Genomic DNA, 25,498 nt, shown 5'->3' with positions numbered 1-25,498 from the left:
CCTGCCCGCCAAGGCGGGCAGGCCTCCCCCCCGGTAGTGCCGGCCGCTGGCCGGCAACCCGGTGACCCCGGCCCCGGCTACCCCCGATTCAGGCTGTTCAGGCAGAATCCCCTCAACCCCTTCCAGGATCTGCCCATGCGCATTCTGCTGCTCTCCTCCCTGCTGCTTACCGTCACCGCCTGTACCTGGGTGCCGATCGAACCGGCCGGCAAGGCGACCCGCGTGCTGCCGGCAGGGCCGGTTCCGGCTGGCTGCATCGCCAAGGGCGAGGTGGTGGTGTCGGTGAAGAGCAAGGTCGGCTTCTACAACCGCAACCCGCTGCGCGTTCAGGAAGAGCTGGAAACCCTGGCCCGCAACGAGGCCCCCAGTGCCGGTGCCAACGCCGTGCAGGCCGCTGCCGCCCCCGCCGACGGCAGCCAGCGCTTTGCAGCGTTCCAGTGCCCGCCGCGCTGAACGCTTCACCATACGGGCAAGGCTGAATTCGTAAAGATGCGGTGAAAGCCCGGGGGTTATAGAATAGCGCCCCCTTTGCCTGAGCCTTGGCGCTAACCTCGATGCTCTTCAAGAATGTCTCGATCGCCGGCCTGGCACACGTCGACGCGCCGCATACGCTGACGACCAAGGAAATCAACGAACGCCTGCAGCCGACGCTGGATCGCCTGGGCATCCGCACCGACGTGCTTGGCGATATCGCCGGCGTGCACGCGCGCCGCCTGTGGGACAACGGCGTGCTGGCCTCGGACGCGGCCACCATGGCCGGCCGCAAGGCGCTGGAAGATGCCGGCATCGAAGCGACCCAGGTTGGCCTGCTGGTCAATACCTCGGTCAGCCGTGACTACCTGGAGCCGTCGACCGCGTCGATCGTGTCCGGCAACCTCGGCGTGAGCGACGAGTGCATGACCTTCGACGTCGCCAATGCCTGCCTGGCCTTCATCAACGGCATGGATATCGCCGCGCGCATGATCGAGCGCGGTGATATCGACTATGCGCTGGTGGTGGACGGCGAGACCGCCAACCTGGTGTACGAGAAGACCCTGGAGCGGATGACCGCCCCGGACGTGTCCGCCGATGATTTCCGCAATGAGCTGGCGGCGCTGACCACCGGTTCGGGTGCCGCGGCCATGGTGATGGCGCGCTCGGAGCTGGTGCCCGACGCGCCGCGCTACAAAGGTGGCGTGACCCGCTCGGCCACCGAGTGGAACCAGCTGTGCCTGGGCAACCTGGACCGCATGGTCACCGACACCCGCCTGCTGCTGATCGAAGGCATCAAGCTGGCACAGAAGACCTTCGCTGCCGCCAAGATCGCACTCGGCTGGGCGGTGGAGGAACTGGACCAGTTCGTCATCCACCAGGTCAGCCAGCCGCACACCGCCGCGTTCATCAAGAACTTCGGCATCGACCCGAAGAAGGTGATGACCATCTTCGGCGAGCACGGCAACATCGGTCCGGCCTCGGTGCCGATCGTGCTGAGCAAGCTCAAGCAGCTGGGCAAGCTGAAGAAGGGCGATCGCATCGCGCTTCTGGGCATCGGCTCGGGCCTGAACTGCTCGATGGCGGAAGTGGTCTGGTAAACAGCCTGCTGCACGATCTCCTGTAGAGCCGAGCCCTGCTCGGCTCACGCGCGCAGCGCGGCTCTTCAGCAGCGGACGAGAAAGCAGCCGGGCATGGCTCGGCTCTACAGTGCGCCGCGACTCTCCTTAGGTGCTCCGCATGCGCGATCTTCCCGGTTACCCCGCCCACCCGCAGCGTTTCGAGGTTCGTCCCGGCCTGTCGATGAGCTATCTCGACGAAGGCCCGCGCGACGGCGAGGTGGTGGTGATGGTGCACGGCAACCCGTCGTGGAGCTATTACTGGCGCACGCTGGTGGCCGGCCTGTCGGACAGGTACCGCTGCATCGTGCCGGACCATATCGGCATGGGCCTGTCGGACAAGCCCGACGACCGCCGCTACGAATACACCCTGCAGTCGCGCGTGGATGACCTGGATGCACTGCTCAAGCACCTGGGTATCACCGGCCCGGTGACCCTGGCCGTGCACGACTGGGGCGGCATGATCGGCTTCGGCTGGGCGCTGTCGCACCACGCGCAGGTCAAGCGCCTGGTGGTGCTCAACACGGCCGCCTTCCCGATGCCGGCGGCGAAGAAGATGCCGTGGCAGATCGCGCTGGGCCGCCACTGGAAGATCGGTGAGTGGATCATCCGCACCTTCAACGCGTTCTCCTCCGGCGCCTCGTGGCTGGGCGTGGAGCGGAAGATGCCGGCCGACGTACGTCGCGCCTACGTGTCGCCGTACAACAGCTATGCCAACCGCATCAGTACCATCCGCTTCATGCAGGACATTCCGCTGTCGCCGGCTGACAAGGCGTGGTCGCTGCTGGAACGCGCCGGCAAGGCGCTGCCGTCGTTCGCCGACCGCCCGGCCTTCCTCGGCTGGGGCCTGCGCGACTTCGTTTTCGACCATCATTTCCTGAAGGGCTTCCAGGCCGCGCTGCCGCAGGCCCAGGTGCATGCCTTCGAGGACGCCGGCCATTACGTGCTGGAAGACAAGCACGAAGTGCTGGTGCCGGAAATCCGTGCGTTCCTGGACAAGAACCCGATCTGAGGGGGCGTGCCGACCGTTGGTCGGCACAGCGGCCGGGTTCATAAGGTTGCCGGCCAGCGGCCGGCACTACCACTACGCCGCTATCGGCGCCTGCGGTGGCGAGGACGGGCTGTTGCCGTTGTCGTCCGGATGATCGTCGTCGTTGCCCGCCTCGTCGCGCCAGCGCCAGTCGGCCAGGGTCAGCGGATCCAGGCCATAGGCAATGCGCGCCTTGTCGCACTGCGGGCTGGCCTTGCCGTACTCCCATGAGGCGTCCACCTCGCGGCACACGCTGGGCCGGTTGGGGTGGATGGTGCAGCGCGAATACACGCCGATCTGCGCATCCAGCGCCACACAGCGCACTGGCTTGGAATGGGTGCCGCGCATGCACAGGCGGTGCGGGTCGAGCACCTCGGTCAGCTGGTGCGGCACGCCGCCGGGGGTGACCTCGTCCGATTCCATCCAGTGGAAGGCCACGCGGTATTGGGTGCAGCAGGCGCCGCAGGTCATGCAGGGGTGTTGCATGGGCAAGCCGCCTCGGGCGGCAGTCGGAATCGGGAACGAGGCAGCGGATTTTCCACGAAGCGGGCCGCCGCGCAAGAAATTCCGTAAGCGGCGACAATGAACGGATGAACCGACCCTGCAATATCGCCGCGCGCCTGCCTGAACTGGCGCGTGAACGCCCCGACCAGATCGCCATCCGCTGCCCCGGCCGCCGCGGCGCCGGCAACGGCATGGCCGCCTACGATGTGACCCTGGATTACCGCCAGCTGGACGCGCGCAGCGACGCCATGGCCGCCGGCCTGGCCGGTTACGGGATCGGCCGTGGCGTGCGCACGGTGGTGATGGTGCGGCCCTCGCCGGAGTTCTTCCTGCTGATGTTCGCGCTGTTCAAGCTGGGGGCGGTGCCGGTACTGGTCGATCCGGGCATTGACCGGCGCGCGCTGAAGCAGTGCCTGGACGAGGCGCAGCCGCAGGCCTTCATCGGCATTGCGCTGGCCCATGTGGCGCGGCTGGCGCTGCGCTGGGCGCCCTCGGCCACCCGCCTGGTCACGGTCGGGCGCCGGCTGGGCTGGGGCGGGACCACGCTGGCCGCGCTGGAGCGCGCCGGTGCCAACGGTGGGCCGATGCTGGCCGCCACTGACGGCGAGGACATGGCCGCGATCCTGTTCACCAGCGGCTCCACCGGCGTGCCCAAGGGCGTGGTCTACCGCCACCGCCACTTCGTCGGCCAGATCCAGCTGCTGGGCAGCGCCTTCGGCATGGAAGCGGGCGGGGTGGACCTGCCGACCTTCCCGCCGTTCGCCTTGTTCGACCCGGCGTTGGGGCTGACCTCGGTGATTCCGGACATGGACCCGACCCGGCCGGCACAGGCCGACCCGTCGCGCCTGCACGACGCCATCCAGCGTTTCGGCGTGACCCAGCTGTTCGGCTCGCCTGCACTGATGCGCGTGCTGGCCCGACACGGCCGGCCGCTGCCGGGCGTGACCCGGGTGACCTCGGCCGGGGCGCCGGTGCCGCCGGACGTGGTGGCCACCATCCGCAGCCTGCTGCCGGCCGATGCGCAGTTCTGGACGCCTTACGGCGCCACCGAATGCCTGCCGGTGGCGGTGGTCGAAGGCCGCGAACTGGAACGCACGCGTGCGGCCACCGAGGGCGGTGCCGGCACCTGCGTAGGCAGCGTGGTGGCACCGAACGAGGTGCGCATCATCGCCATCGACGATGCGCCGCTGGCCGACTGGTCGCAGGCGCGCGTGCTGGGCGTGGGCGCGGTGGGTGAGATCACCGTGGCCGGGCCGACGGCCACCGACAGCTACTTCAACCGCCCGCAGGCCACGGCGGCGGCAAAGATTGCCGAAACCCTGGCCGATGGCAGCACCCGCATCGTCCATCGCATGGGCGATGTGGGCTATTTCGATGCGCAGGGCCGCCTCTGGTTCTGTGGCCGCAAGACCCATCGGGTGGAAACCGCCGCGGGGCCGCTGTACACCGAACAGGTCGAGCCGGTGTTCAACACCGTGGCCGGGGTGGCGCGCACCGCGCTGGTGGGAGTGGGAGCTGCCGGAGCGCAGCGGCCGGTGCTGTGCGTGGAACTGCAACGTGGCCAGTCCGACAGCCCGGCGCTGCAGGACGCGCTGCGCGCGCATGCCGCCGCCCGCCTGCCCGAGGCCGGCCTGCAGCACTTCCTGGTGCATCCATCATTCCCCGTCGATATCCGTCACAACGCCAAGATCGGCCGCGAGAAGCTCGCCGTCTGGGCCAGCGCCCAACTGGAGAAGCGCGCATGAAGATCCTGGTCACCGGCGGTGGCGGTTTCCTGGGCCAGGCGCTGTGCCGCGGGCTGGTCGAGCGCGGCCACCAGGTGCTGGCGTTCAACCGCAGCCATTACCCGCCGCTGCAGGCGCTGGGCGTAGGCCAGATCCGCGGAGATCTGGCCGATGCACAGGCGGTACTGCATGCGGTGGCCGGCGTCGATGCGGTATTCCACAACGGTGCCAAGGCGGGCGCGTGGGGCAGCTATGACAGCTACCACCAGGCCAACGTGGTCGGCACCGACAACGTGATCGCGGCCTGTCGCGCGCATGGCATCGGCAAGCTGGTGTACACCTCCACGCCCAGCGTGACCCACCGCGCCACCCACCCGGTGGAAGGGCTGGGTGCCGACGAAGTGCCCTACGGCGAGGATTTCCAGGCGCCGTATGCGGCCACCAAGGCGATTGCCGAACAGCGTGTGCTGGCCGCCAACGACGCCACGCTGGCCACAGTGGCGTTGCGCCCGCGCCTGATCTGGGGCCCGGGTGACCAGCAGTTGGTGCCGCGCCTGGCCGAGCGCGCGCGGCAGGGCCGCCTGCGCCTGGTCGGCGATGGCAGCAACAAGGTCGATACCACCTACATCGACAATGCCGCGCTGGCGCACTTTCTCGCTTTCGAGGCGCTGGCCCCCGGCGCGGCCTGCGCCGGCAAGGCGTACTTCATCTCCAACGGCGAACCGCTGCCGATGCGCGAACTGGTCAACAAGCTGCTGGCGGCCGTGGGTGCGCCGACCGTGGACAAGGCGATCAGCTTCAAGACCGCTTACCGCATCGGCGCGATCTGCGAGCGGCTGTGGCCGCTGCTGCGCCTGCGTGGCGAACCGCCGCTGACCCGCTTCCTGGCCGAGCAGCTGTGCACGCCGCACTGGTACAGCATGGAACCGGCACGCCGCGATTTCGGCTATGTGCCGCAGGTCAGCATCGAAGAAGGGCTGCGCAGGCTGAAGGCTTCATCTGCCGCATAGATCGCCGTCACTGGTTGCACACCGCCAGACCGGGAGGATGGACCCACGCCATCCAACGGCCCGGACATCTGCGAGGAGCGCCATGCTGCATTACGCCGTCATTTTCTTTGTCATCGCCATCATTGCTGCCGTGCTCGGTTTCTCCGGCATCGCCGGTGCGGCCAGCAACATCGCCTGGATCCTGTTCGTTGTGTTCCTGATCCTTGCTGTGATCTCGATGTTCCGCAAGCGCGGATAGAGTCGAGCCATGCTCGACTGACGCGCCTGTAGAGTCGAGCGATGCTCGACTACCCCAAAAGCAGTCGAGCAAGCTCGACTCTACAGAAGCGGGTTTCCCGGGTTACACCAGCGCCTTGTCAGCCGCATGGCGCTCCAGCGCCAGCTCGATCAACCGCGTGATCAGCGCGGTGTAGCCCAGCCCGCTGGCGCCCCACAGTTTTGGATACATGCTGATGCGGGTGAAGCCGGGCAGGGTATTGATCTCGTTGATGACGATCTTGCCCTCGGCGGTGAGGAACACATCCACCCGCGCCATGCCCGCACACTCCAGCGTCTGGTAAGCCTGCAGCGCGATCCGCTGGATGCGCGCCTGGGTATCGGCATCGATATCGGCCGGCACCACCACCTCGGCACCGTCGGCGTTGATGTACTTGGTGTCGTAGGCATAGAACTCATCGTGCAGCACCACTTCACCGCACACGCTGGCCTGTGGCTGCGCGTTGCCCAGCACGGCGCACTCGATCTCTCGGCCGACCACGGCCGATTCCACCAGCACCTTGTGGTCATGGCGCAGCGCCAGTTCCAGTGCGGCAGCAAAGTCATGCGCGTCCTTCACCTTGCTTACGCCTACCGACGAGCCCTGGTTGGCTGGCTTCACGAACAGCGGCAGCCCCAGCTGCGCGATCAGTGCCGCCACGTCCGCCTGCGCGGCCTGATGGCGGCGCAGGCATACCCAGGGCGCCACCGCCAGGCCGGCATCGCGCAGCAGGCGCTTGGCCACGTCCTTGTCCATGGCCGCCGCCGAGCCCAGTACCGATGACCCGACGAAGGGCAGGCCGGCCATGCGCAGCAGCCCCTGCAACGCACCGTCCTCGCCCAGCGGCCCGTGCACGATCGGCAGCACCACATCGATCTGGCCGAGCGCGGTGGACGCCTGCACTGGTTGCAGCGGCGCTTGCCCGGCCCCCGGCCGCAGCGCCAGCGTGGTGCCGGAAGGACGCAGCGCAATGCGTGCCGGATCTTCGGCATTGAGCAGGAAGGTGTCTGGCTGGCTCAGGTGCCACTGGCCCTGCTTGTCGATGCCGATCAGCACCGGCTCGAAGCGCTCGCGGTCGAGCGCGTCGAGGATGTTCTTCGCCGACTGCAGTGAAACTTCGTGCTCGGAGGAGGTGCCCCCGAAGATGATGCCGACCCGGGTCCGTGCCATGGGGAATGCGATGTCCTGTGCGTTGCGTGGCCGTACAGCATGAACCTTCCATTGCCACTCAGGTGAGGCACAGATGAATCACCGGGCCGCCGGCTCGGGCAGTGGCCAACCTTGGTTGGCCCCCGGAAAATCCAGCGCCGACCAAGGTCGGCATCTGCCAGAACGAGGTCCCAGCAGCATTGGGGTCAGAGCCCGTTGCGGAGCAACGGGATCCGGCCCCGGATAGTCCGACAGATCGCAGCAAACTGTCGAAGGCGGGGTGGGTCCGGTTGCGGGGGCGTGAGCCGCATGGATGCGGCGACCGAGCTTACATGGACGTACTTGCAGCGTCTCCCGCAACCGGACCCATCCCGCCAACCCACGGAATGCATGCTGTTGGTGTTGAGGTTGCCGGCCAGCGGCCGGCACTACCGCGGGTGCCGGGCGGCAGCCCGGCCCAAGCCCCCCACCCACGCAGGTAGAATGCGCACATGGCTCTTTCCCTGCTCAAGTCCCTCAAGCCGGCCGCCGGCCGTGCGCTGCAGATCGCCCTGAACCGCGCGCTGGCGCTGGATCCGGATACCCGTCTTGCGCTGACCGGTCTCGATGGCCGGCATATCGACCTGACTCTGGAGGCGCCCTCGCTGGCGATGCGCATCAGCGTCGAGGGCGATCAGCTGCGGGTGGGCCCAGTGGACGCGCAGGAAGCCGATCTGGCCGTGCGAAGCAGCCTGGCCGGCGTGCTGGCGCAGCTGCCGCTGCTGGCCAACGCACGGCGCGCCGACAGCCATGGCAAGGGCCGCGTACGCGTGGCCGGCGACGCCGAGCTGGCGCGGCGCCTGCAGCAGCTGGCCAAGGGGTTTGATCCGGACTGGCAGCAGCCGTTCGTGAGCGTGTTCGGCGAGGTGCTGGGCGTACAGGTGGCCAACACTCTGCGCAGCGCCCTGCAGCACGCGCGCCAGGGGGCGATCGATCTGGCCCACAGTGCCGCCGAATTCATCACCGAGGAATCGCGCGACGTGGTGCCGCGCGCCGAACTGGAGGCCTTCCACGATGACGTGGATGTGCTGCGCGATGATGTCGAGCGCCTCGGCGCGCGCGTGCAGCGCCTGCGGGGTGCCGCATGAAGGCGCTGTTGCGGGCCAGCCGTATCGGCCGGGTGATCCTGCGTTACCGCCTCGACGATCTGCTGCAGGGCACCCCGGCCGAGCGCTGGCTGCGCCTGGCCAAGCCGTTCGTGCCGCGCGCCTCGGCCGACATCGCCGCGCAGTCGCGTGGCGCACGCCTGCGTCTGGCGCTGCAGGACCTGGGCCCGATCTTCGTCAAGTTCGGCCAGATCCTGTCCACCCGTCGCGATCTGGTGCCACCGGACGTAGCCAACGAACTGACCCTGCTGCAGGACCGGGTCAAGCCGTTCGACGGCGATACCGCGCGCCGCATCGTGGAAGAAGCGCTGGGCCTGCCGGTCAGCGAGGCCTTCGCCAGCTTCGACACCGAACCGCTGGCCTCGGCCTCGATCGCGCAGGTACATGCCGCCAGCCTGGCCGATGGCCGCCAGGTGGTGGTCAAGGTGCTGCGCCCGGGCATCGAGAAGCAGATCGACGCCGACATCGCCCTGCTCAATTCGCTGGCCGCCCTGGTCGAGCGCACCCACCCGCGTGCCGACAAGATCCGCCCGCGCGAAGTGGTGGCCGAAGTGGAAAACACCCTGGCCGCCGAGCTGGACCTGCAGCGCGAAGGCGCCAATGCCAGCGTGCTGCGCCGCTTCTGGGAAAACTCCGACGACCTGTACGTGCCGGAAGTGATCTGGAGCCACACCGCCGAGCGCGCGCTGACCCTGGAGCGCGTGTGGGGCATTCCGTCCGATGACATCGCCGCGCTGGACAAGGCCGGCATCGACCGCAAGGCGCTCGCCGCCAAGGGCGTGCGGGTGTTCTACACCCAGGTGTTCCGCGACAACTTCTTCCATGCCGATGCGCACGCCGGCAACATCTGGGTCGATACCGATCCAGCGCGCCGTGCCAACCCGCGTTTCATCGCGCTGGACTTCGGCATCATGGGCCAGCTTTCGCAGGAAGATCAGTACTACCTGGCCGAGAATTTCATGGCCATCTTCAACCGCGATTACCGCCGCATCGCCGAGCTGCATGTGCAGGCACGCTGGATGCCCGACCACGTGCGCATCGATGATCTGGAAGCGGCGGTGCGTTCGGTGTGCGAGCCGTACTTCACCCGCCCGCTGTCGCAGATCTCGCTGGCCGAAGTGCTGATGAAGCTGTTCCGCGTGGCCCAGCGCTACCAGCTGACGTTGCAGCCGCAGCTGATCCTGCTGCAGAAAACCCTGCTGAACATCGAAGGTGTCGGCCGCCAGCTGGACCCGCAGATCGACATCTGGGCGGTGGCCAAGCCGGTGCTGGCCAGGATCCTGCGCGAGCGCTACAGCCCGCGCCGGGTGGTGCGCGAGATCGGCAAGCGGCTGCCGGAAATCATGACCCATGCGCCGGACATGCCGCGCCTGGTGCATGCCTGGCTGACCCAGCAGGTGGAGGGCCGACACGAACTGGCGATGCGCTCGCGCGATCTGGTCGCGCTCGATGCCAGTGTGCAGCGGCTGCAGAAGCGTGCGGTCGGCGCGATCACCGGGGTCGGCCTGCTGGCCATCGCCGCGCTGATGTACGTGTTGCAGCCGCCGGGCTGGTACTGGGGCGACCTGCCGATGTGGAGCTGGCTGTCCGGTGCGATCGGTGCGGTGGCGCTGGCGCGCGCCTGGTGGAAGTAGACGCTATGCTGCAGGCGCTCAAGGATGAGCTGGCGCGCTTTGGCGCCGACAACGACGCGCGCGAGATCGAGCGCGGTCGGCGCATGCTCAACATCACGCCCGATACCGGTGAATTCCTGTCGGTGCTGGTGCGCTTCGGCAACGCACGGCGGGTACTGGAGATCGGCACCTCCAACGGCTATTCCACGCTGTGGCTGGCCGAGGCCGCCGCTGCCGTCGAGGGCCATGTGACCACGCTGGAGTTCGCCGAGGACAAGGCGGCGATGGCGCGTGCCACATTCGCACGCAGCGGCCTGGAGCAGCGCATCACCCTGGTCCACGGCGATGCCGGTTGCTGGCTGGCGCAGGCGGCCGAAGCCAGCATCGATCTGCTGTTCCTCGATTCGGACCGCGAACAGTACGCCGGCTGGTGGCCGCAGCTGCGCCGTGTGCTGCGGCCGGGTGGGCTGCTGGTGGTGGACAACGCCACCTCGCATGCAGCACAGATGGAACCGCTGCGGGCGCTGCTGGCCGCGGACGTGGACTTCAGCACCAGCCTGGTGCCGGTGGGCAACGGCGAACTGCTGGCCGTGCGCAACGCCTGATCCCGAACCGTCGTAGAGTCGAGCTTGCTTGACTGCTCTTCGCAAGGTGCCCGTCGAGCAAGCTCGACGCTACCGGGACGGCCCCCCGTATAATCCCGCGGTGAGTGCCGATACCGAAACCGCCCCCGAAACCGCGCCCCTGCAGCTGCTGCACCTGGATGAACGCCTGGCCGTGGTCAACAAGCCGGCCGGGCTGATGGTTCACGACAGCAAGCTGGCCCGTGGCGAAGACGACTTCCTGGCCGACCGTCTGCGCGAGCAGCTGGGCCGCCCGATCTTCCTCGTGCATCGCCTGGATCGGGCCACCAGTGGCTGCCTGCTGCTGGCCTTCGACCGAGACACCGCCAGCACGCTGGGCAAGGCGCTGATGGGCGGCGACGTGCTGAAGGACTACCTGACCGTGTGCCGCGGCTGGCCGGCCGAGCTGTCCTGGCAGGTCGATCACGATCTGGACGGTGGGCCGGGCAAGCCGGTGAAGAAGCCGGCGATCACCGACTTCCAGCGCCTGGCCACCGGCGAGCTGTCGGTGCCGATCGGCGAATTCAGCAGTTCGCGTTATGCGCTGCTGCGCTGCCAGCCGCAGACCGGACGCTTCCGGCAGATCCGGCGGCACCTCAAGCACCTCTCGCACCACATGATCGGCGACACCAGCCACGGCGATGGCCGCCACAACCGCATCTTCCGCATGCAGGGTGTGCATCGCATGCTGCTGCACGCCGAGCGCCTGCGTTTTCCCCATCCAGAGGGCGGCAGCGTGGATGTGCGTGCGCCGCTGGACCGTGAGTTCCAGAAGGCGCTGGACCTGTTCGGCTGGCAGGTGGACGCCGTTTGACGCCCACGCGGCCGAGGGGTCAGAGTCCTTTCCCGCAGGGAAAGGGATCCGACCCCGCCGAGGTCATTTCTTTTCCGGCTCGTTGACGATCGCGTCCAGGTCCTTCTGCAGGTCCGCAAACAGTGGCTGCATGCGTGCCTGGATGGCCACCATCACGTTCTGCATCAGCGCCGGGGTCTTGTCCAGCAGGCTCTGGCCGGCCGAACTCTCGTAGAACTCGGCCATCGCCAACACGTCTTCCTTGCTGAAGGTCTTCTTGTACAGGTCCACGTACATCGGCCGCAGCTGCTGCCACGACAGGGCCTGGCGCAGGGTCTGGCTGGTGCGGGCCTGGATCCGCTTGAGCTGTTCCTGCTGCTGTGCGTTGAGCTGGCGCTGAGCGGCCACCTGCTGGAACTGCTGCTGCTGCATCGCCTCGATCTGCGGCAGCATGGTGTCGATCATGCTCTGCGCGCGCGAGGCCGACAGCAGGCGGTTGATGTCGCCGTCGGTCGGCGGCGCGGCCAGGGCCGGGGTGCTGACCACGGCCAGCGCCAGCAACAGGGCGGCACGGCGCAGCAGGGACGGCAGGGCGGGTGCGAAGCGGGTCATGCGAAGCTTCCTGCGGTACATGGGACGGCCAGCATACCCGCAGCCAAGGCGAAGGCGGCGTGTTCGGTGCCTGATCGGCGGCATACGGTGCGCGATGTCGCACTCCGGTGCGTGGCTGCCGCTACAATGCGCGGATGGGCAGTGGACCGGTCACCATCAACGCGCAGCTTGAAATCCCCGACGGCGAGATCGTCGAGCGGTTCGTGCGCGCCAGTGGCGCCGGTGGCCAGAACGTCAACAAGGTGTCCACCGCGGTGGAACTGCGTTTCGATGTGGCCAACTCGCCCTCGTTGCCCGACCCGTTGCGCGAGCGCCTGCTGGCGCGACGTGACCGGCGGGTGACCGGCGAAGGCGTGCTGGTCATCGATGCGCAACGTTTCCGGACCCAGGATCGCAATCGCGAGGATGCGCGCGAGCGGCTGGCGGCCTTCATCCAGGCCGGGCTGAGCGTGCCCAAACCGCGCAAGGCCACCAAGCCGACCCTCGGGTCGAAACTGCGTCGTCTGGACGCCAAACGCGGGCGCGCGCAGATCAAGCGCGGGCGCTCATCACGTGACTGGGAGTGATTGCTTGAACAAGCCGACTTCGTTGCTGCCGGCCGTGCCGCCGCAGATGCCGCAGGTCAAACCCAACGCCTTCCTGCGCTGGCTGGCGCGCTGCACCCTGCGCATGGGCGGCTGGAAGGTGACCGGCACCCTGCCTGACATTCCCCGGCTGGTGTTCATCATCGCGCCGCATTCGTCCAACTGGGACGGCCTGTGGGGCATGGCCGCCAAGATCGCGCTGGGCATGAAGGTGAAGGTGCTCGGCAAGGCCTCGCTGTTCTGGTGGCCGCTGGGCCCGCTGCTGCACAAGCTGGGCGTGATCCCGCTGGACCGCAGCTCGCCGCAGGGCACGGTGGGCCAGGCGGTGGACCTGCTGCGCAACAACGAGAAGATGTGGTTCGCCATCACCCCCGAGGGCACCCGCAAGGCGGTGAAGGACTGGAAGGCCGGCTTCCTGAAGATCGCCCGGATGGCCGACGTGCCGATCCTGGCCGCCTATTTCCACTACCCGGAAAAGACCATCGGCATCGGCCCGCTGTTCACCCCCAGCGGCGATGATGCCGCCGACATGGCCGCCATCCGCGAGTTCTACCGGCCGTGGATGGGCAAGACCCGCGGCACGGTCTGAGCCGCCTGCGGGCTGCCGCCTAGACGCCACGTCCGGCACATGCCGGGCGTGCGCGACAGGAGTAGGGTGGAGGGCTGGTATCCCGTACCGTCTGCCCAAGGAGCGTTCCACATGTCGCGTACCGTAGTCCTGGCCGCCGCCATCAGCCTGGCGCTGGCGGCCTGTTCCGGCAAGGAGTCCACCCCCGTGTCCGATGCACAGAAGACCCCGGCCCAGCAGCCGGCCGAAGCGTCCACCAATCCGCTGCTGAGCGCCAGCACGCTGCCGTTCCAGGCGCCGCAGTTCGACAAGATCAAGGACAGCGACTACCTGCCGGCGTTCGAAGAAGGCATGCGCCAGCACCTGGCCGACGTGCGCAAGATCGCCGACAGCAGCGAGCCGGCCACCTTCGACAACACCATCGTGGCGATGGAGCGCAGCGGCGAGACCCTGAACCGCGTGTCGCGCATCTTCTTCGGCCTGGTCCAGGCCGATACCAACGATGCGCGCCAGAAGATCCAGGAAGAAGTGGCGCCGAAGCTGGCCGCGCACCAGGACGAGATCAATCTGGACCCGAAGCTGTTCGCGCGCGTGAAGTCGATCTACGACCAGCGCGACACGCTGGAACTGGACCCGGTGCAGAAGCGCCTGGTCGAGCATTACTACGATGGCCTGGTGCGCGCGGGCGCGCAGCTGTCCGACGCCGACAAGGCCTCGCTGCGCAAGCTCAACGTGGAAGAGACCACCCTCTCCACCCAGTTCCACACCCGACTGGTGGCGGCCACCGCCGCTGCGGCCGTGGTTGTCGATGACAAGGCCAAGCTGGCCGGCCTGGACGAAGACGCGATCAACAACGCCGCCGCTGCCGCCAAGGACCGCAAGCTGGACGGCAAGTTCCTGCTGCCGCTGCAGAACACCACCCAGCAGCCGGTGCTCGGTTCGCTGAGCGACCGCGACCAGCGCGCTGCCGTGCTGAAGGCTTCGGAAACCCGCGCCGAGCGCGGCGATGCCAACGACACCCGGCAGACCGTGCAGCGCCTGGCCCAGCTGCGTGCGCAGAAGGCCAAGCTGCTGGGCTTTGACACCTTCGCCGACTACCAGCTGGGCGACCAGATGGCCAAGACCCCGGCCGCCGCGCTGAAGCTGCTGACCGACACCGTGCCGGCGGCCACCGCCAAGGCCCGCACCGAAGCCGGCGAGATCCAGAAGGTGATCGACGCGCAGAAGGGCGGCTTCCAGGTTGCCGCCTCGGACTGGGACTTCTACGCCGAACAGGTGCGCAAGGCCAAGTACGATCTGGACGAATCGCAGATCAAGCCGTACTTCGAACTGGACAACGTGCTGCAGAACGGCGTCTTCTACGCCGCCACCCAGCTGTACGGCATCACCTTCAAGCCGCGCACCGACATTCCGACCTACAACCCGGACATGAAGGTGTACGAAGTGTTCGACAAGGACGGCACCTCGCTGGCGCTGTTCTACACCGACTACTTCAAGCGTGACAGCAAGTCCGGTGGCGCCTGGATGGACGTGTTCGTCGAACAGGACGGCCTGACCGGTGCCAAGCCGGTGGTCTACAACGTCTGCAACTTCACCAAGCCGGCCGCCGGCCAGCCCGCGCTGATCAGCTTCGACGACGTCACCACGATGTTCCATGAGTTCGGCCATGCACTGCACGGCATGTTCTCCAACGTGAAGTACCCGTCGATCGCCGGCACCGCCACCTCGCGCGACTTCGTCGAGTTCCCCTCGCAGTTCAACGAGCACTGGGCACTGGATCCGAAGGTGTTCGCCAACTACGCCAAGCACTACAAGACCGGCGAGGCGATGCCGCAGGAACTGGTCGACAAGATCCTCAAGGCACGCAGCTTCAACCAGGGCTATGCGACCACCGAGTACCTGTCGGCCGCACTGCTGGACTTGGCCTGGCACACGCAGAAGGCCGACGCGCCGCTGCAGGATGTCGGCGCCTTTGAAGCCAGCGCGCTGAAGAAGTTCAAGGTCGACCTGCCGCAGGTGCCGCCGCGCTACCGCACCACCTACTTCGACCACATCTGGGGTGGCGGTTACTCGGCCGGTTACTACGCCTACTTCTGGGCCGAAGTGCTTGACCATGACGCCTACCAGTGGTTCACCGAACACGGTGGCCTGACCGCCGCCAACGGCCAGGAGTTCCGCGACAAGATCCTCTCGCGCGGCAACAGCGTGGAGCTGTCGACCCTGTACCGCGATTTCCGCGGCAAGGACCCGTCGGTGGAACCGCTGCTGAAGTTCCGCGGCCTGAAGTAAGAAACAGAAAACGGCGGGGGCAACCCCGCCGTTTTTCCTTCTGTAGAGCCGAGCCGATGCTCGGCTGCTCTTCCGGGAAACATCAGCCGAGCATGGGCTCGGCTCTCCAAACAGCATTACGTCCCCACGTGCACGCGATTGGCCTGCTCGGCCAACCCCAGGTGGTCCAGCGCGATATCCAGCGCCAGCACGTAGCTCTGCGCACCATACCCGGCCGCAATGCCCAGGCGCTGTCCGACACCGGCCGGCAGGCACGGCTCGGCCACCGCACCGTCGTCATGCACTTCCACGTAGGCGTTGTGCAGGTATGGCAGCAGGCGCTGCAGGCGCAGGCTGTTGGCACACGCACCCGGATCGAGCAGGGTCACTTCGCCGCGGCTGTGGTCGGCCACGCGCAGCGCATCCAGCAGTTCCTGTTCCGAACCGCAGGCGCGGATCGCCACGCTGGTGCCGGCGTCGATCGCACGATGCACCAGCGATTTCAGTACCGGTGCCGGCAGCGGCATGGCCGTGCGGATCAGCGCGCCGGCGGCTTCCGGGCCACGGATGATGAAAATCGACATGGCTCAGCCCTCCTGCGCCAGGCGACGGCCGACAATGGCCAGCGACAGCGGATAACCGGCCTGCTGGCTGCGCTGGTCGATCACCACCGCGGCCGGGCCATGCTGCAGGTGCAGGCGCGCATCCAGGCCAGGCTCGCTCGGGGCCTGCAACTCGATGTACTGCGCCGGCAGCCGTTCCAGCGCCGCCTGCAGTGCGCCACCTTCGGCCTGCCACTGCGCTTCGTCGGCCACGCCGACGTCCAGCAGCACCCAGTCGGCCGAGCGCGCCTGCGGCTGGCACAGGCATTGGCGCACTTCGGACAGGCTGGCGCAGTCGCTGCACAGCACGCGGTGGCCGGACAGCTGCGCCGGCAGCTGCGGGCGCGGTGCCGACGCAGACGCGTGGCGGATCACCAGGAGGGTCATACAACACCTTGCGGAATGCGCCCTGCGGCGCGGTAGGCACACGATGCGCGCGACCGCCGTAAAGGTGCGATGCCCGGAGCCGGCCCCGCGCGTAAATCCTGCGTAACCCCTGTTGTAGAGCCGAGCCCATGCTCGGCGAACGCGCTGCGACCCCGTTTCCATCGGCCGCCGGGCGAGGCCCGGCGCTACCGGGAACCTCTCCCCCCATGTGTGGTCTGATGCAGCTACCACCCACCCGGAGCCTGACATGGATGCTGTTGCCCGCCCTCCCTTTTCCGAACGCGCGCTGGCCTGGCTGAAGAAGGAGGCGCTGCCGCTGCTGGTGATGCTCGGCCTGCTCGCCGCCGCGCGCGATACCCTGGCCAACCACTACGTGGTGCCGAGCGGTTCGATGCAGCCGACCCTGCAGCCCGGCGACCGGGTGGTGGTGGACATGCGCGCCTATGGTCTGCGCCTGCCTTTCACCGGCAAGGCACTGCTGGCCACCGGCACCCCGCAACGCGGCGAAGTGGCGGTGTTCGACTCGCCGGCCGACGGCACCCGCCTGATCAAGCGCATTGCCGCGGTGGCCGGTGACCATGTGCAGATGCGCGAGGGCCACCTGAGCATCAATGGCCAGCCGTTGCAGATGGCCGACCTGCAGGACGTGGAAGCTTTCGGCCAGCGTCGCGCCCGCCTCGACCTGGACATGGGCGGCGGCCCGGACATCGCCGATCTGGTGGTGCCGGCCGGCAAGCTGCTGGTGCTGGGTGACCACCGCGGCAACAGCTTCGATGGCCGCTTCTTCGGGTTTGTCGACGCCGACAAGGTCTATGGCCGCGCGGTGGCGGTGTACTACCGCCGTGGCGACGGTTTCGAGTGGCAGCGCTTGTAAGCTGAATTGATACTTTTCATGTATCAATCATGACCCAACAGGTTATGGATCGACTGGATGGACGGGCCTAGTCTGGGCCCGTTCCTCTCCACCCGGCCGCCCCCACCGGCCCATCGATCCCATGACTGGCGAAACCGCGGCGGCCGTTCAAGGCCGTCCTTCCATTCTCGAAACCGGCACCGACACCCGCATCCAGCAGGGCACGCCGGCCTTTCGCCGCACTGCGCTGGCGCTGTTCCTGGCCGGCTTTTCCACCTTCGGCCTGCTATACACGGTGCAGCCGCTGCTGCCCGAGTTCAGCCGCCACTTCGGGGTGTCCGCCGCCGGCAGCGCGATGTCGCTGTCGCTGACCACTGGCACCCTGGCCGTGGCGATGCTGCTGGCTGGCCTGCTGTCCGATGCGGTCGGCCGCCGCCCGTTGATGATCGCTGCGCTGCTGGCCTCGGCCATGCTGTCGCTGAGCACGGCATTGGTGGATGACTGGACCACGCTGCTGGTGCTGCGCACCCTGCTGGGGCTGGCGCTGAGCGGCGTGCCGGCGGTGGCGATGACCTATCTGGTCGAGGAAATGGACAGCCGCGCGCTGGGCCTGGCGATGGGCCTGTACATCGGCGGCAACGCCATCGGCGGCATGAGCGGGCGCCTGCTGGCCGGCATCATCGCCGACCACTGGGGCTGGCGCTGGGGCATCGGTGTGGTCTCGATCATCGCCATTGCCAGCACCGTGCTGCTATGGCTGCAACTGCCGCCGTCGCGCCATTTCCAGGCCCGGCGCGGTGGCCTGCGCCACCTGCCCTCGCGTTGGCGCACGTTGTTTGCCGATCCCGGCCTGCCGTGGCTGTTCGCCACCTCGTTCGTGTTGATGGGCGTGTTCGTCACGCTCTACAACTACCTCGGTTACCACCTGCTGGCGCCGCCGTACCACCTCAGCCAGACCGTGGTCGGGTTGATCTTCAGCGTCTACCTGGTGGGCACCTTCAGTTCGGCGTGGATGGGCCAGCAGGCCACGCGCTATGGACGTGGCCGCATCCTTTCGATCTCGTTCGCCCTGATCGGCGCCGGCATCGTGCTGTTGGCGATGCCGTGGCTGAGCACGATGGCCCTGGGCATCGCACTGGTCACGTTCGGATTCTTCGGCGGCCACTCGGTGGCCAGCAGCTGGGTGGGGGCGCGCGCCGGTGCGATGCGTGCGGAAGCCTCGGCGCTGTACCTGTTCGCCTATTACCTGGGGTCGAGCGTACTGGGCGGCGTGGGTGGCTTGGCCTATGCGGCCTGGGACTGGCGCGGCGTGTGCGCGTTTGCCGCCATGCTGACCCTGATCGGTGGCGGCATCGTCTGGGCGTTGCAGCAGCGTGCGCCGCAGCCGGTCACGGCCTGATCCTGTTCTGGTAGATGCCGACCTTTGTCGGCGCTGTGGCCGTGGGCCAACCAAGGTTGGCCACTACCGGGTGGGTTGTACCTCAGCCCTCGGCAAACGCCCCGCGCAACAACCCGGCGAAATTGCGGATCAACGGCGTCACCCGTTCGCGATGCCAGGCCAGCTGCACTTCCGAATGCGCACCGGCATCGGCCAGCGCTACGAAGCGCGCGCCTTCCACGCGGATGTGATCGCACGAGGAGGGCAGGATGGCCGCACCCAGCCCGGCGGCGGCCAGGCTGATCAGGGTCGAGGCTTCGCCCGCTTCCTGCACGATGCGCGGGGTGAATCCTGCGGCCGTGCACAGCGCGATCATGTGGTCGTGGATGCCGGCGCCGGCCCTGCGGCGGAATGCCACGAACGGCTCCTGCGCGAAGTCGCGTAGCGACAGCGTGCCCTGTTTCGAGAGCCGATGCAGGGCAGGGTGGTCGGCATGCACGATCAACGCCAGCGGATCGACGAACAGGCTGTGCGCCACCAGTTCCGGGGGCAGCGCACGCTTGCGGATGATGCCGACGTCCAGTGAGCCGTCGAGCAGCGCATCGATCTGCTGCAGCGTGTTCATCTCGCTCAGCTGCAGTCGCACCTGTGGGTATTGCTGGCGGTAATGCAGAATCGAGCGTGGAATCTGTGGCGACAGCGGCGTGGCCCGGGTCAGCCCGATGTGCAGCTCGCCCTGCTCGCCGCGCTGCGCGCGCTGCACCTCGTCCACCGCCGCTTCCACCTGCTGCACGATCGCGCGCGCACGTTCCTGCAGCAGCTCGCCGGCGGCGGTCAGCTGCACGCGGCGATGGCTGCGCACGAACAGGCGCGCACCGATCAGTTCTTCCAGCTGGCGGATCTGCTGGCTGAGCGGCGGCTGCGCCATGCCCAGCCGCTCGGCCGCCTGGCCGAAGTGCAGCGTATCGGCAACGGCGAGGAAGTAGCGCAGGTGGCGGAGTTCGATGGACATGGGTGCAGTCTAGCCAGACCGGCACCGTGCCTGGCGTCTTCTTCGATCGTTTTTCCGCCAGTCGAGCATGGCTCGACTCTACAAAAGCCCATATCGCTCATTGATGACGTCTCGACCAAGGTCGACACCCACCCACAGCGCACCGCCATCCCACGGATAGCCCGCTGTCGCCGTTGCTTCGGCCTCGGCAGGTGCAGGGCGCAGCCCTGCCGAACCCACTCACCGCTCCGAATGCCCGCTCTGGTCGTAATCGCGCGGGCTGAACAGCTCTGGCTGGATCAGCTCGATGAACGCCCGCGCCTGCGCCGACAACGCCTTGCCGCGTCGCACGATCACGCCATAGCTGCGCTCGGGGAACCAGCGCTTCATCGAGCGCGCTGCCAGCCGCTCGCGGTCGGCCTCGTTCAGGCACAACGCCGGCACGATGGAGATGCCCATGCCCATCGCCACGTACTGCTTGATCACTTCCCAGCCACCCACTTCCAGCGCCACGGTGTAGGCGATGCGGTGGCGCTGGAAGACCTGGTCGACCAGGCGGTAGGTGATCTGCCGCTTCGGTGGCAGCACCAGCGGATAGCGCGCGATGTCAGCCAGCTCCAGCTCCCCCCCGCTGGCCAGCGGATGATCGTGCGGGGCGATCAGCACCTGCTCGAAACGGTAGGCCGGGGCATAGCTGAGATCGGCCGGCACATCGGTCATCGAACCAATGGCCAGGTCGGCGGCGTCCTCGCGCAGCAGGTCGGTGCCGTCGGCGCTGATGGCGTTGTGCAGGGTCAGGCGCACGTCCGGGTGATGCAGGCGGAAGCGTTCGACGATCTTCGGCAGCAGGTACAGGATGGTGGAACTGTTGGCGGCGATGTTCAGCTCGCCCGCGTCCAGGCCGCGCACCTTGTCGCGGAAGCGTGCCTCCAGACCATCCAGGTTCTCCACCAGCGGCTGCGCCATCTCGTACAGCAGCTGGCCCTCGCGGCTGGGCACCAGGCGCCGCCCGCTGCGTTCGAACAGCGGCACGCCCAACTCCCGTTCCAGCGCCTGCAACTGCAGGCTGATGGCGGGCTGGCTGACGAACAGCGCCTCAGCAGCCCGTGAGACCGAGCCCAGACGCACCGTCTGGCAGAACGCGCGCAGCGGCTTCAGCCGGTCGGATTTGTAGGAAAAACGAGGACTTGGCGAGGAGCGCGTGGTCATGGCGTCACAAGTATTAGCACAATTTATGTAGAGCATTGCAAAAACTGTTTTGCCAAATACTCGGCCCCGGCGGCACCGTGGAGACGTTCCCCACCGCTGGAGTCGCCCCATGTCCGCCGTCGCTTCCGCTGTTCCCACCCCTGCCAGCAAGGCCACCCCCGGGATCGCCCTGGCGACCCGCGTGGCCGGCCAGGACACCGTGCTGCCGGCACCGCTGCTGGCCTTGCTGGTGTCGCTGCACCGCGCGGTGGAACCGGGCCGGCAGGCACGGCTGCAGGCCCGGCGCGAACGCCAGGCGTTCTTCGACCAGGGCGGCCTGCCGGATTTCCGCGAAGATACCGCCGCCATCCGCAGCGGCGACTGGACCGTCGCGCCGCTGCCGGCTGCGCTGCAGGACCGTCGCGTCGAGATCACCGGCCCGACCGACCCGAAGATGGTCATCAACGCGCTGAACTCCGGCGCCAAGGTATTCATGGCCGACTTCGAGGATTCGACCTCGCCGACCTGGCGCAACCTGCTGGCCGGGCAGCAGTCGCTGGCGGCGGCGGTGCGCGGTGATCTGGAATTCACTGCGCCGGCTGCCAATGGCAAGCCGGGCAAGCACTACCGCCTGCGCCCCTACGAAGAGCAGGCGGTGCTGATCGTGCGCCCGCGTGGCTGGCACCTGGACGAGAAGCATGTGGCCATCGATGGCCAGCCGCTGGCCGGCGGCCTGTTCGATGCGGCCGTGTTTGCCTTCCACAACGCGCGCACGCTGCAGGCCAAGGACCGCGGCCCGTACTTCTACCTGCCCAAGCTGCAGAGCATGGAAGAGGCCGCGCTGTGGGAGACCGCGCTGTCGCACATCGAAGGCATGCTCGGCCTGCCGCACGGCCAGATCAAGGTGACCGTGCTGATCGAAACGCTGCCGGCGGTGTTCGAGATGGACGAGATCCTGCACGCGCTGCGTGATCGCATCGTCGGCCTGAACTGCGGGCGCTGGGATTACATCTTCTCCTACCTGAAGACCTTCCGCCGCCATGCTGACCGCGTGCTGCCCGAGCGCGGCCAGGTGACCATGACCCAGCCGTTCCTGAAGGCCTATTCGGAGCTGCTGATCCAGACCTGTCACCGCCGTGGTGCGCATGCGATGGGCGGAATGGCCGCGCAGATCCCGATCAACAACGATGCGGCCGCCAACGAACAGGCGATGGCCCGCGTGCGCGCCGACAAGCTGCGCGAAGTCACCGCCGGCCATGACGGCACCTGGGTCGCGCACCCGGCGTTGATTCCGGTGGCGATGGCGATCTTCGACGAACACATGCCTACCGCGAACCAGCACAACGTGCTGCGCCAGGACGTGCGCGTCGGCCGCGATGAGCTGATCGCACGACCGCCAGGCAGCATCACCCGCGCCGGTTTCGACGGCAATGTGGAAGTCTGCGTGCGCTACCTGGCCGCCTGGCTGGACGGCAACGGCTGCGTGCCGATCCATCACCTGATGGAGGACGCGGCCACCGCCGAGATCAGCCGCAGCCAGCTCTGGCAGTGGCTGCACACGCCGGGCCAGCAGCTCGACGATGGCACTGCGATCGACCTGGCCCTGCTCGACGCCACGCTGGCGCAGCTGCCGGCGCGGCTGGGTGATACCGCCGCGTTGCCCGGTGGCGCCCGCATCGGCGAGGCCATCGCCCTGCTGGGCGAACTGAGCCGCAGCAACGAACTGACCGATTTCCTGACCCTGCCGGCCTACGCGCGCATCGACTGACTGCCGCCCGCGTCCACCGCCGTTTCCCTCCCCGCTGCACGCACGAACCGAACTGGAGAAAGACATGAGCAAGCTGCCCACTGCCGAACAGATCCAGCACGACTGGGATACCAACCCGCGCTGGGAAGGCATCCAGCGCAACTACAGCGCCGCCGATGTGGTGCGCCTGCGCGGCACCGTCCACATCGAACACTCGCTGGCCCGGATGGGTGCAGAGAAGCTGTGGGCGTCGCTGCATGAGCGCGAGTTCGTCAACGCGCTGGGTGCGCTGACCGGCAACCAGGCCATGCAGCAGGTCAAGGCCGGGCTGAAGGCGATCTACCTGTCCGGCTGGCAGGTGGCGGCCGATGCCAACCTGGCCGGGCAGATGTACCCGGACCAGTCGCTGTACCCGGCCGATTCGGTGCCGGCGGTGGTCAAGCGCATCAACAACACGCTGCTGCGCGCCGACCAGCTGCATCACGCTGAAGGCAAGGATGACATCGACTTCCTGCAGCCGATCGTGGCCGATGCCGAAGCCGGTTTCGGCGGCGTGCTCAATGCGTTCGAACTGATGAAGGCGATGATCGAGGCCGGTGCCGCCGGCGTGCACTTTGAAGACCAGCTGGCCTCGGTGAAGAAGTGCGGCCACATGGGCGGCAAGGTGCTGGTGCCGACCCGTGAGGCGATCGAGAAGCTCAACGCCGCGCGCCTGGCTGCCGACGTGCTGGGCGTGCCGACCCTGCTGGTGGCGCGTACCGATGCCGAGGCGGCCGATCTGCTGACCAGCGACATCGACGGCAACGACAAGCCCTTCGCCACCGGCGAGCGCACCGTGGAAGGCTTCTACAAGACCCGCAACGGCCTGGACCAGGCGATCAGCCGTGGCCTGGCCTATGCGCCCTACGCCGACCTGGTGTGGTGCGAGACCGGCAAGCCGGACCTGGAATTCGCGCGCAAGTTCGCCGAGGCGATCCATGCGAAGTTCCCGGGCAAGCTGCTGGCCTACAACTGCTCGCCCAGCTTCAACTGGAAGAAGAACCTGGACGACGCCACCATCGCCAGGTTCCAGCGCGAGCTGGGCAGCTACGGCTACAAGTTCCAGTTCATCACCCTGGCCGGTTTCCACGCGCTGAACTACGGCATGTTCAACCTGGCCCACGGCTATGCGCGCCGCCAGATGAGCGCGTTCGTGGAACTGCAGGAAGCCGAGTTCGAAGCGGCCGAGCGTGGCTTCACCGCGGTCAAGCACCAGCGCGAAGTGGGCACCGGCTACTTCGATGCGGTCACCCAGGCGATCCAGCAGGGGCAGTCGTCCACGACTGCATTGACCGGTTCCACCGAGGAAGAGCAGTTCCACGGCGGGCGCAGCGAACGCGCGGCGTGATCGGTAAACGCTGATGCGCCGGGCAACGGATCTGACGCGGTAGTGCCGGTCGCTCGCCGGCAGCCACGTGGACTCCGGGACCATCGACGGGTTGCCGGCCAGCGGCCGGCACTACCGGGTCTGATCAGGGTGGCCAGGGAAGGGCCAGACAACGCCGGCCGGTCGGGGGACCTGCCGGCGTTGTTGTATCCAGGCAACGGCGCGCGCGGCGCACCGCGTCAATCCGGCGCACCCGCGGGATCGCAACTTGGCCGAAACCCTGTGAAATCCGCCATCGGCTTGATCCAGCAGGGGTTTTGCGCGGACAGGCGTGACCAGAACGGGCCACGCCGGATCTTCACATCACGAACGTGCGGCCAAAGGCTCAAAATGAGATAGGGCGCACACTTTAAAGCGGTGCTATGCTCCGCGGCTCACCAGGGGACGCTGGCGGCGGGTGCAGGGAATGACCGGCAGGGGTGCGGCCGAGAACAGTGATGTGACGACAGGTATCGCCCGCGTGGCGATGGCCGAGATCGTGCATGCGCTGCTGTCCGATGCCGAGGTTGCATTGTTCGCCAGATTCGCCCGCCCATGCAAGCTTCATGCCGGACAGTGGTTGTTCCAGCGTGGACACCGTGGCGAGCGCATGTATGTGATCCTCCAGGGCCAGATCGAACTGGACTTCGGCGAGGACCTGGTGATCAAGACGCTTGGCCAGCACGAGTTCTTCGGTGAGCTGGGCCTGCTGGTCGGCGATCACCTGCGCAGCGCCAGTGCGCGCGCGCTCGATGACTGCGAAGTGCTGGAGCTGGGCCCGCGCGATTTCCATCGGCTGGTCGAATCCGATCCCGGCCTGGTGGCCTACTTCCTGCGCCGCACGATCATGCGCGTGCTGACCAACGAACAGGCCCTGATCAGCCAGCTGCGGCGGCGCAACCACGACCTGGAAACCGCGCTGGACAACCTGTACATCACCACCCACCAGCTCACCCACACCCGCGAGCTGGTGCGCACTGATGAGCTGACCGGGCTGCACAACCGCCGCGGCCTGACCCTGTACCTGCAAGAGTGCCGCGCCCACGTCGATGGCCCGCCGCAGGCGCTGCTGCTGATCGACTGCGACCGCTTCAAGCAGATCAACGACCGCCACGGCCACCAGGCCGGCGACCGCGTGCTGCAGAGCATGGGCAACATCCTGCGTTCGATGGCCGGTGAGCAGGACCTGGCCTGCCGGCTCGGCGGCGATGAGTTCTGCCTGATCCTGCGCCGTGGCAACCACGAGATCGTGCAGCACGCCGCCGAGTTCATTCTCAGCGCGGTGCACGGCCTGCTCGAACGCAGCCATGGCACGCCGCACGTGAGCCTGGTCAGCATCGGTGCCAGCCTGCTGGTGGCCGAGGCGGATTGGAGCGAGTGGTACGCCAGCGCCGACCGCGCGCTGTACCAGGCCAAGCGCGATGGCGGCAATTGCCTGCGCTGGGGCGATGGCCCCGACAACGGATCATGAGCGGCAGA

At 67.6% G+C, this 25,498-nt stretch carries 25 protein-coding genes; 18 read left to right on the top strand and 7 right to left on the bottom strand.

The window, feature by feature from the left end; genetic code table 11:
* The first annotated feature begins 135 nt into the window (after positions 1-135).
* The 3 genes from LZ605_RS14700 (at position 136) to LZ605_RS14690 (ending at position 2,601) form a co-directional block, all read left to right on the top strand.
* Positions 136-453 carry a DUF4156 domain-containing protein gene (locus LZ605_RS14700; protein ID WP_057496977.1) on the top strand — a complete coding sequence of 106 codons (318 nt, stop codon included), beginning with the start codon at positions 136-138 and terminating at the stop codon, positions 451-453.
* A 101-nt stretch (positions 454-554) separates the two neighbouring features.
* Complete coding sequence (locus LZ605_RS14695; protein WP_057496978.1) at positions 555-1,571, top strand: 3-oxoacyl-ACP synthase III; 1,017 nt, start codon at positions 555-557, stop codon at positions 1,569-1,571.
* A gap of 139 nt (positions 1,572-1,710) precedes the next feature.
* Positions 1,711-2,601 (top strand): alpha/beta fold hydrolase, encoded by an 891-nt coding sequence (locus tag LZ605_RS14690; protein ID WP_107231437.1) that lies wholly within the window; start codon positions 1,711-1,713, stop codon positions 2,599-2,601.
* Between the two features lie 72 nt (positions 2,602-2,673).
* On the opposite strand, the gene LZ605_RS14685 is transcribed toward LZ605_RS14690, so the two are convergent.
* Entirely contained in the window at positions 2,674-3,105 is a 432-nt protein-coding gene (locus LZ605_RS14685; RefSeq protein WP_046985344.1) for a YkgJ family cysteine cluster protein, read from the bottom strand.
* 104 nt (positions 3,106-3,209) lie between these two features.
* Between LZ605_RS14685 and oleC the strand changes: the two genes are divergently transcribed.
* From oleC to LZ605_RS14670, 3 genes are all read left to right on the top strand, one after another.
* Positions 3,210-4,868 (top strand): olefin beta-lactone synthetase, encoded by a 1,659-nt coding sequence (oleC, locus tag LZ605_RS14680; protein WP_249842260.1) that lies wholly within the window; start codon positions 3,210-3,212, stop codon positions 4,866-4,868.
* Positions 4,865-5,857: a 2-alkyl-3-oxoalkanoate reductase gene (oleD, locus tag LZ605_RS14675; protein WP_249842259.1), complete on the top strand. Its 993-nt coding sequence runs from the start codon at positions 4,865-4,867 to the stop codon at positions 5,855-5,857. The genes oleC and oleD overlap by 4 nt, the downstream gene beginning before the upstream one ends.
* A gap of 82 nt (positions 5,858-5,939) precedes the next feature.
* Positions 5,940-6,095, top strand: a complete 156-nt coding sequence (locus LZ605_RS14670; protein ID WP_107231440.1) for a DUF1328 domain-containing protein — start codon at positions 5,940-5,942, stop codon at positions 6,093-6,095.
* A 102-nt stretch (positions 6,096-6,197) separates the two neighbouring features.
* Here LZ605_RS14670 and ddlA read toward each other — a convergent pair whose 3' ends face one another.
* Complete coding sequence (ddlA, locus tag LZ605_RS14665; RefSeq protein ID WP_249842258.1) at positions 6,198-7,283, bottom strand: D-alanine--D-alanine ligase; 1,086 nt, start codon at positions 7,281-7,283, stop codon at positions 6,198-6,200.
* Between the two features lie 470 nt (positions 7,284-7,753).
* Here ddlA and LZ605_RS14660 point away from each other — a divergent pair, with 470 nt between their 5' ends.
* The 4 genes from LZ605_RS14660 (at position 7,754) to LZ605_RS14645 (ending at position 11,457) form a co-directional block, all read left to right on the top strand.
* Positions 7,754-8,389 carry a ubiquinone biosynthesis accessory factor UbiJ gene (locus LZ605_RS14660; protein ID WP_249842257.1) on the top strand — a complete coding sequence of 212 codons (636 nt, stop codon included), beginning with the start codon at positions 7,754-7,756 and terminating at the stop codon, positions 8,387-8,389.
* A complete protein-coding gene (gene ubiB, locus LZ605_RS14655) occupies positions 8,386-10,041 on the top strand; it encodes a ubiquinone biosynthesis regulatory protein kinase UbiB (protein WP_249842256.1) in 1,656 nt (551 codons plus the stop codon). The genes LZ605_RS14660 and ubiB overlap by 4 nt, the downstream gene beginning before the upstream one ends.
* A gap of 5 nt (positions 10,042-10,046) precedes the next feature.
* Complete coding sequence (locus tag LZ605_RS14650; RefSeq protein ID WP_249844922.1) at positions 10,047-10,625, top strand: O-methyltransferase; 579 nt, start codon at positions 10,047-10,049, stop codon at positions 10,623-10,625.
* Between the two features lie 100 nt (positions 10,626-10,725).
* Positions 10,726-11,457: a pseudouridine synthase gene (locus LZ605_RS14645; protein WP_249842255.1), complete on the top strand. Its 732-nt coding sequence runs from the start codon at positions 10,726-10,728 to the stop codon at positions 11,455-11,457.
* A gap of 63 nt (positions 11,458-11,520) precedes the next feature.
* On the opposite strand, the gene LZ605_RS14640 is transcribed toward LZ605_RS14645, so the two are convergent.
* Positions 11,521-12,048 carry a DUF2059 domain-containing protein gene (locus LZ605_RS14640; RefSeq protein WP_249842254.1) on the bottom strand — a complete coding sequence of 176 codons (528 nt, stop codon included), beginning with the start codon at positions 12,046-12,048 and terminating at the stop codon, positions 11,521-11,523.
* Between the two features lie 134 nt (positions 12,049-12,182).
* On the opposite strand from LZ605_RS14640, the gene arfB reads away from it, so the two are divergent.
* From arfB to dcp, 3 genes are all read left to right on the top strand, one after another.
* On the top strand, positions 12,183-12,614 hold the full coding sequence (gene arfB, locus LZ605_RS14635) for an alternative ribosome rescue aminoacyl-tRNA hydrolase ArfB (protein ID WP_107231447.1): 432 nt from the start codon (positions 12,183-12,185) through the stop codon (positions 12,612-12,614).
* Between the two features lie 46 nt (positions 12,615-12,660).
* Positions 12,661-13,221: a lysophospholipid acyltransferase family protein gene (locus tag LZ605_RS14630; protein WP_224329368.1), complete on the top strand. Its 561-nt coding sequence runs from the start codon at positions 12,661-12,663 to the stop codon at positions 13,219-13,221.
* Positions 13,222-13,332: 111 nt separating this feature from the next.
* The gene (gene dcp, locus LZ605_RS14625; RefSeq protein WP_249842253.1) at positions 13,333-15,489 is read left to right on the top strand and encodes a peptidyl-dipeptidase Dcp; all 2,157 of its coding nucleotides are present in this window, start codon (positions 13,333-13,335) and stop codon (positions 15,487-15,489) included.
* A gap of 116 nt (positions 15,490-15,605) precedes the next feature.
* Here the strand turns inward: dcp and LZ605_RS14620 are convergent, their stop codons facing one another.
* Positions 15,606-16,052, bottom strand: coding sequence for a 3-dehydroquinate dehydratase (locus tag LZ605_RS14620; RefSeq protein WP_004153636.1), 447 nt, complete (start codon positions 16,050-16,052; stop codon positions 15,606-15,608).
* Between the two features lie 3 nt (positions 16,053-16,055).
* Positions 16,056-16,457, bottom strand: a complete 402-nt coding sequence (locus LZ605_RS14615; protein WP_249842252.1) for a hypothetical protein — start codon at positions 16,455-16,457, stop codon at positions 16,056-16,058.
* 247 nt (positions 16,458-16,704) lie between these two features.
* On the opposite strand from LZ605_RS14615, the gene lepB reads away from it, so the two are divergent.
* On the top strand, positions 16,705-17,331 hold the full coding sequence (lepB, locus tag LZ605_RS14610) for a signal peptidase I (protein ID WP_249842251.1): 627 nt from the start codon (positions 16,705-16,707) through the stop codon (positions 17,329-17,331).
* A 121-nt stretch (positions 17,332-17,452) separates the two neighbouring features.
* Positions 17,453-18,709: an MFS transporter gene (locus LZ605_RS14605; protein ID WP_249842250.1), complete on the top strand. Its 1,257-nt coding sequence runs from the start codon at positions 17,453-17,455 to the stop codon at positions 18,707-18,709.
* 82 nt (positions 18,710-18,791) lie between these two features.
* On the opposite strand, the gene LZ605_RS14600 is transcribed toward LZ605_RS14605, so the two are convergent.
* Both LZ605_RS14600 and LZ605_RS14595 read right to left on the bottom strand, forming a co-directional pair.
* A complete protein-coding gene (locus tag LZ605_RS14600) occupies positions 18,792-19,700 on the bottom strand; it encodes a LysR family transcriptional regulator (protein ID WP_249842249.1) in 909 nt (302 codons plus the stop codon).
* A 219-nt stretch (positions 19,701-19,919) separates the two neighbouring features.
* Positions 19,920-20,888 carry a LysR family transcriptional regulator gene (locus LZ605_RS14595; RefSeq protein WP_249842248.1) on the bottom strand — a complete coding sequence of 323 codons (969 nt, stop codon included), beginning with the start codon at positions 20,886-20,888 and terminating at the stop codon, positions 19,920-19,922.
* A 109-nt stretch (positions 20,889-20,997) separates the two neighbouring features.
* Here LZ605_RS14595 and aceB point away from each other — a divergent pair, with 109 nt between their 5' ends.
* The 3 genes from aceB to LZ605_RS14580 all read left to right on the top strand — a co-directional run bounded on the left by aceB (position 20,998) and on the right by LZ605_RS14580 (position 25,490).
* The gene (gene aceB / locus LZ605_RS14590; protein WP_249842247.1) at positions 20,998-22,635 is read left to right on the top strand and encodes a malate synthase A; all 1,638 of its coding nucleotides are present in this window, start codon (positions 20,998-21,000) and stop codon (positions 22,633-22,635) included.
* 64 nt (positions 22,636-22,699) lie between these two features.
* The gene (aceA, locus tag LZ605_RS14585) at positions 22,700-24,001 is read left to right on the top strand and encodes an isocitrate lyase (RefSeq protein ID WP_249842246.1); all 1,302 of its coding nucleotides are present in this window, start codon (positions 22,700-22,702) and stop codon (positions 23,999-24,001) included.
* 445 nt (positions 24,002-24,446) lie between these two features.
* Positions 24,447-25,490: a GGDEF domain-containing protein gene (locus LZ605_RS14580; protein WP_249842245.1), complete on the top strand. Its 1,044-nt coding sequence runs from the start codon at positions 24,447-24,449 to the stop codon at positions 25,488-25,490.
* Positions 25,491-25,498 lie beyond the last annotated feature (8 nt).

Source organism: Stenotrophomonas maltophilia (genome assembly GCF_023518235.1).
GTDB lineage: Bacteria > Pseudomonadota > Gammaproteobacteria > Xanthomonadales > Xanthomonadaceae > Stenotrophomonas.
This window is presented reverse-complemented; position numbering and strand designations above follow the sequence as displayed.

What these genes read in the sequence shown, in the direction of transcription:
- LZ605_RS14670 (WP_107231440.1), top strand. Translation starts at nt 5,940, where the DNA reads ATGCTGCATTACGCCGTCATTTTCTTTGTCATCGCCATCATTGCTGCC.
- ubiB (WP_249842256.1), top strand. Translation starts at nt 8,386, where the DNA reads ATGAAGGCGCTGTTGCGGGCCAGCCGTATCGGCCGGGTGATCCTGCGT.
- LZ605_RS14595 (WP_249842248.1), bottom strand. Translation starts at nt 20,888, where the DNA reads ATGACCACGCGCTCCTCGCCAAGTCCTCGTTTTTCCTACAAATCCGAC.
- LZ605_RS14685 (WP_046985344.1), bottom strand. Translation starts at nt 3,105, where the DNA reads ATGCAACACCCCTGCATGACCTGCGGCGCCTGCTGCACCCAATACCGC.
- ddlA (WP_249842258.1), bottom strand. Translation starts at nt 7,283, where the DNA reads ATGGCACGGACCCGGGTCGGCATCATCTTCGGGGGCACCTCCTCCGAG.
- aceB (WP_249842247.1), top strand. Translation starts at nt 20,998, where the DNA reads ATGTCCGCCGTCGCTTCCGCTGTTCCCACCCCTGCCAGCAAGGCCACC.
- LZ605_RS14650 (WP_249844922.1), top strand. Translation starts at nt 10,047, where the DNA reads ATGCTGCAGGCGCTCAAGGATGAGCTGGCGCGCTTTGGCGCCGACAAC.
- lepB (WP_249842251.1), top strand. Translation starts at nt 16,705, where the DNA reads ATGGATGCTGTTGCCCGCCCTCCCTTTTCCGAACGCGCGCTGGCCTGG.
- oleC (WP_249842260.1), top strand. Translation starts at nt 3,210, where the DNA reads ATGAACCGACCCTGCAATATCGCCGCGCGCCTGCCTGAACTGGCGCGT.
- LZ605_RS14640 (WP_249842254.1), bottom strand. Translation starts at nt 12,048, where the DNA reads ATGACCCGCTTCGCACCCGCCCTGCCGTCCCTGCTGCGCCGTGCCGCC.
- arfB (WP_107231447.1), top strand. Translation starts at nt 12,183, where the DNA reads ATGGGCAGTGGACCGGTCACCATCAACGCGCAGCTTGAAATCCCCGAC.
- LZ605_RS14630 (WP_224329368.1), top strand. Translation starts at nt 12,661, where the DNA reads ATGCCGCAGGTCAAACCCAACGCCTTCCTGCGCTGGCTGGCGCGCTGC.
- LZ605_RS14600 (WP_249842249.1), bottom strand. Translation starts at nt 19,700, where the DNA reads ATGTCCATCGAACTCCGCCACCTGCGCTACTTCCTCGCCGTTGCCGAT.
- LZ605_RS14690 (WP_107231437.1), top strand. Translation starts at nt 1,711, where the DNA reads ATGCGCGATCTTCCCGGTTACCCCGCCCACCCGCAGCGTTTCGAGGTT.
- LZ605_RS14605 (WP_249842250.1), top strand. Translation starts at nt 17,453, where the DNA reads ATGACTGGCGAAACCGCGGCGGCCGTTCAAGGCCGTCCTTCCATTCTC.
- oleD (WP_249842259.1), top strand. Translation starts at nt 4,865, where the DNA reads ATGAAGATCCTGGTCACCGGCGGTGGCGGTTTCCTGGGCCAGGCGCTG.
- aceA (WP_249842246.1), top strand. Translation starts at nt 22,700, where the DNA reads ATGAGCAAGCTGCCCACTGCCGAACAGATCCAGCACGACTGGGATACC.
- LZ605_RS14580 (WP_249842245.1), top strand. Translation starts at nt 24,447, where the DNA reads ATGACCGGCAGGGGTGCGGCCGAGAACAGTGATGTGACGACAGGTATC.
- LZ605_RS14620 (WP_004153636.1), bottom strand. Translation starts at nt 16,052, where the DNA reads ATGTCGATTTTCATCATCCGTGGCCCGGAAGCCGCCGGCGCGCTGATC.
- LZ605_RS14660 (WP_249842257.1), top strand. Translation starts at nt 7,754, where the DNA reads ATGGCTCTTTCCCTGCTCAAGTCCCTCAAGCCGGCCGCCGGCCGTGCG.
- LZ605_RS14695 (WP_057496978.1), top strand. Translation starts at nt 555, where the DNA reads ATGCTCTTCAAGAATGTCTCGATCGCCGGCCTGGCACACGTCGACGCG.
- LZ605_RS14700 (WP_057496977.1), top strand. Translation starts at nt 136, where the DNA reads ATGCGCATTCTGCTGCTCTCCTCCCTGCTGCTTACCGTCACCGCCTGT.
- LZ605_RS14615 (WP_249842252.1), bottom strand. Translation starts at nt 16,457, where the DNA reads ATGACCCTCCTGGTGATCCGCCACGCGTCTGCGTCGGCACCGCGCCCG.
- dcp (WP_249842253.1), top strand. Translation starts at nt 13,333, where the DNA reads ATGTCGCGTACCGTAGTCCTGGCCGCCGCCATCAGCCTGGCGCTGGCG.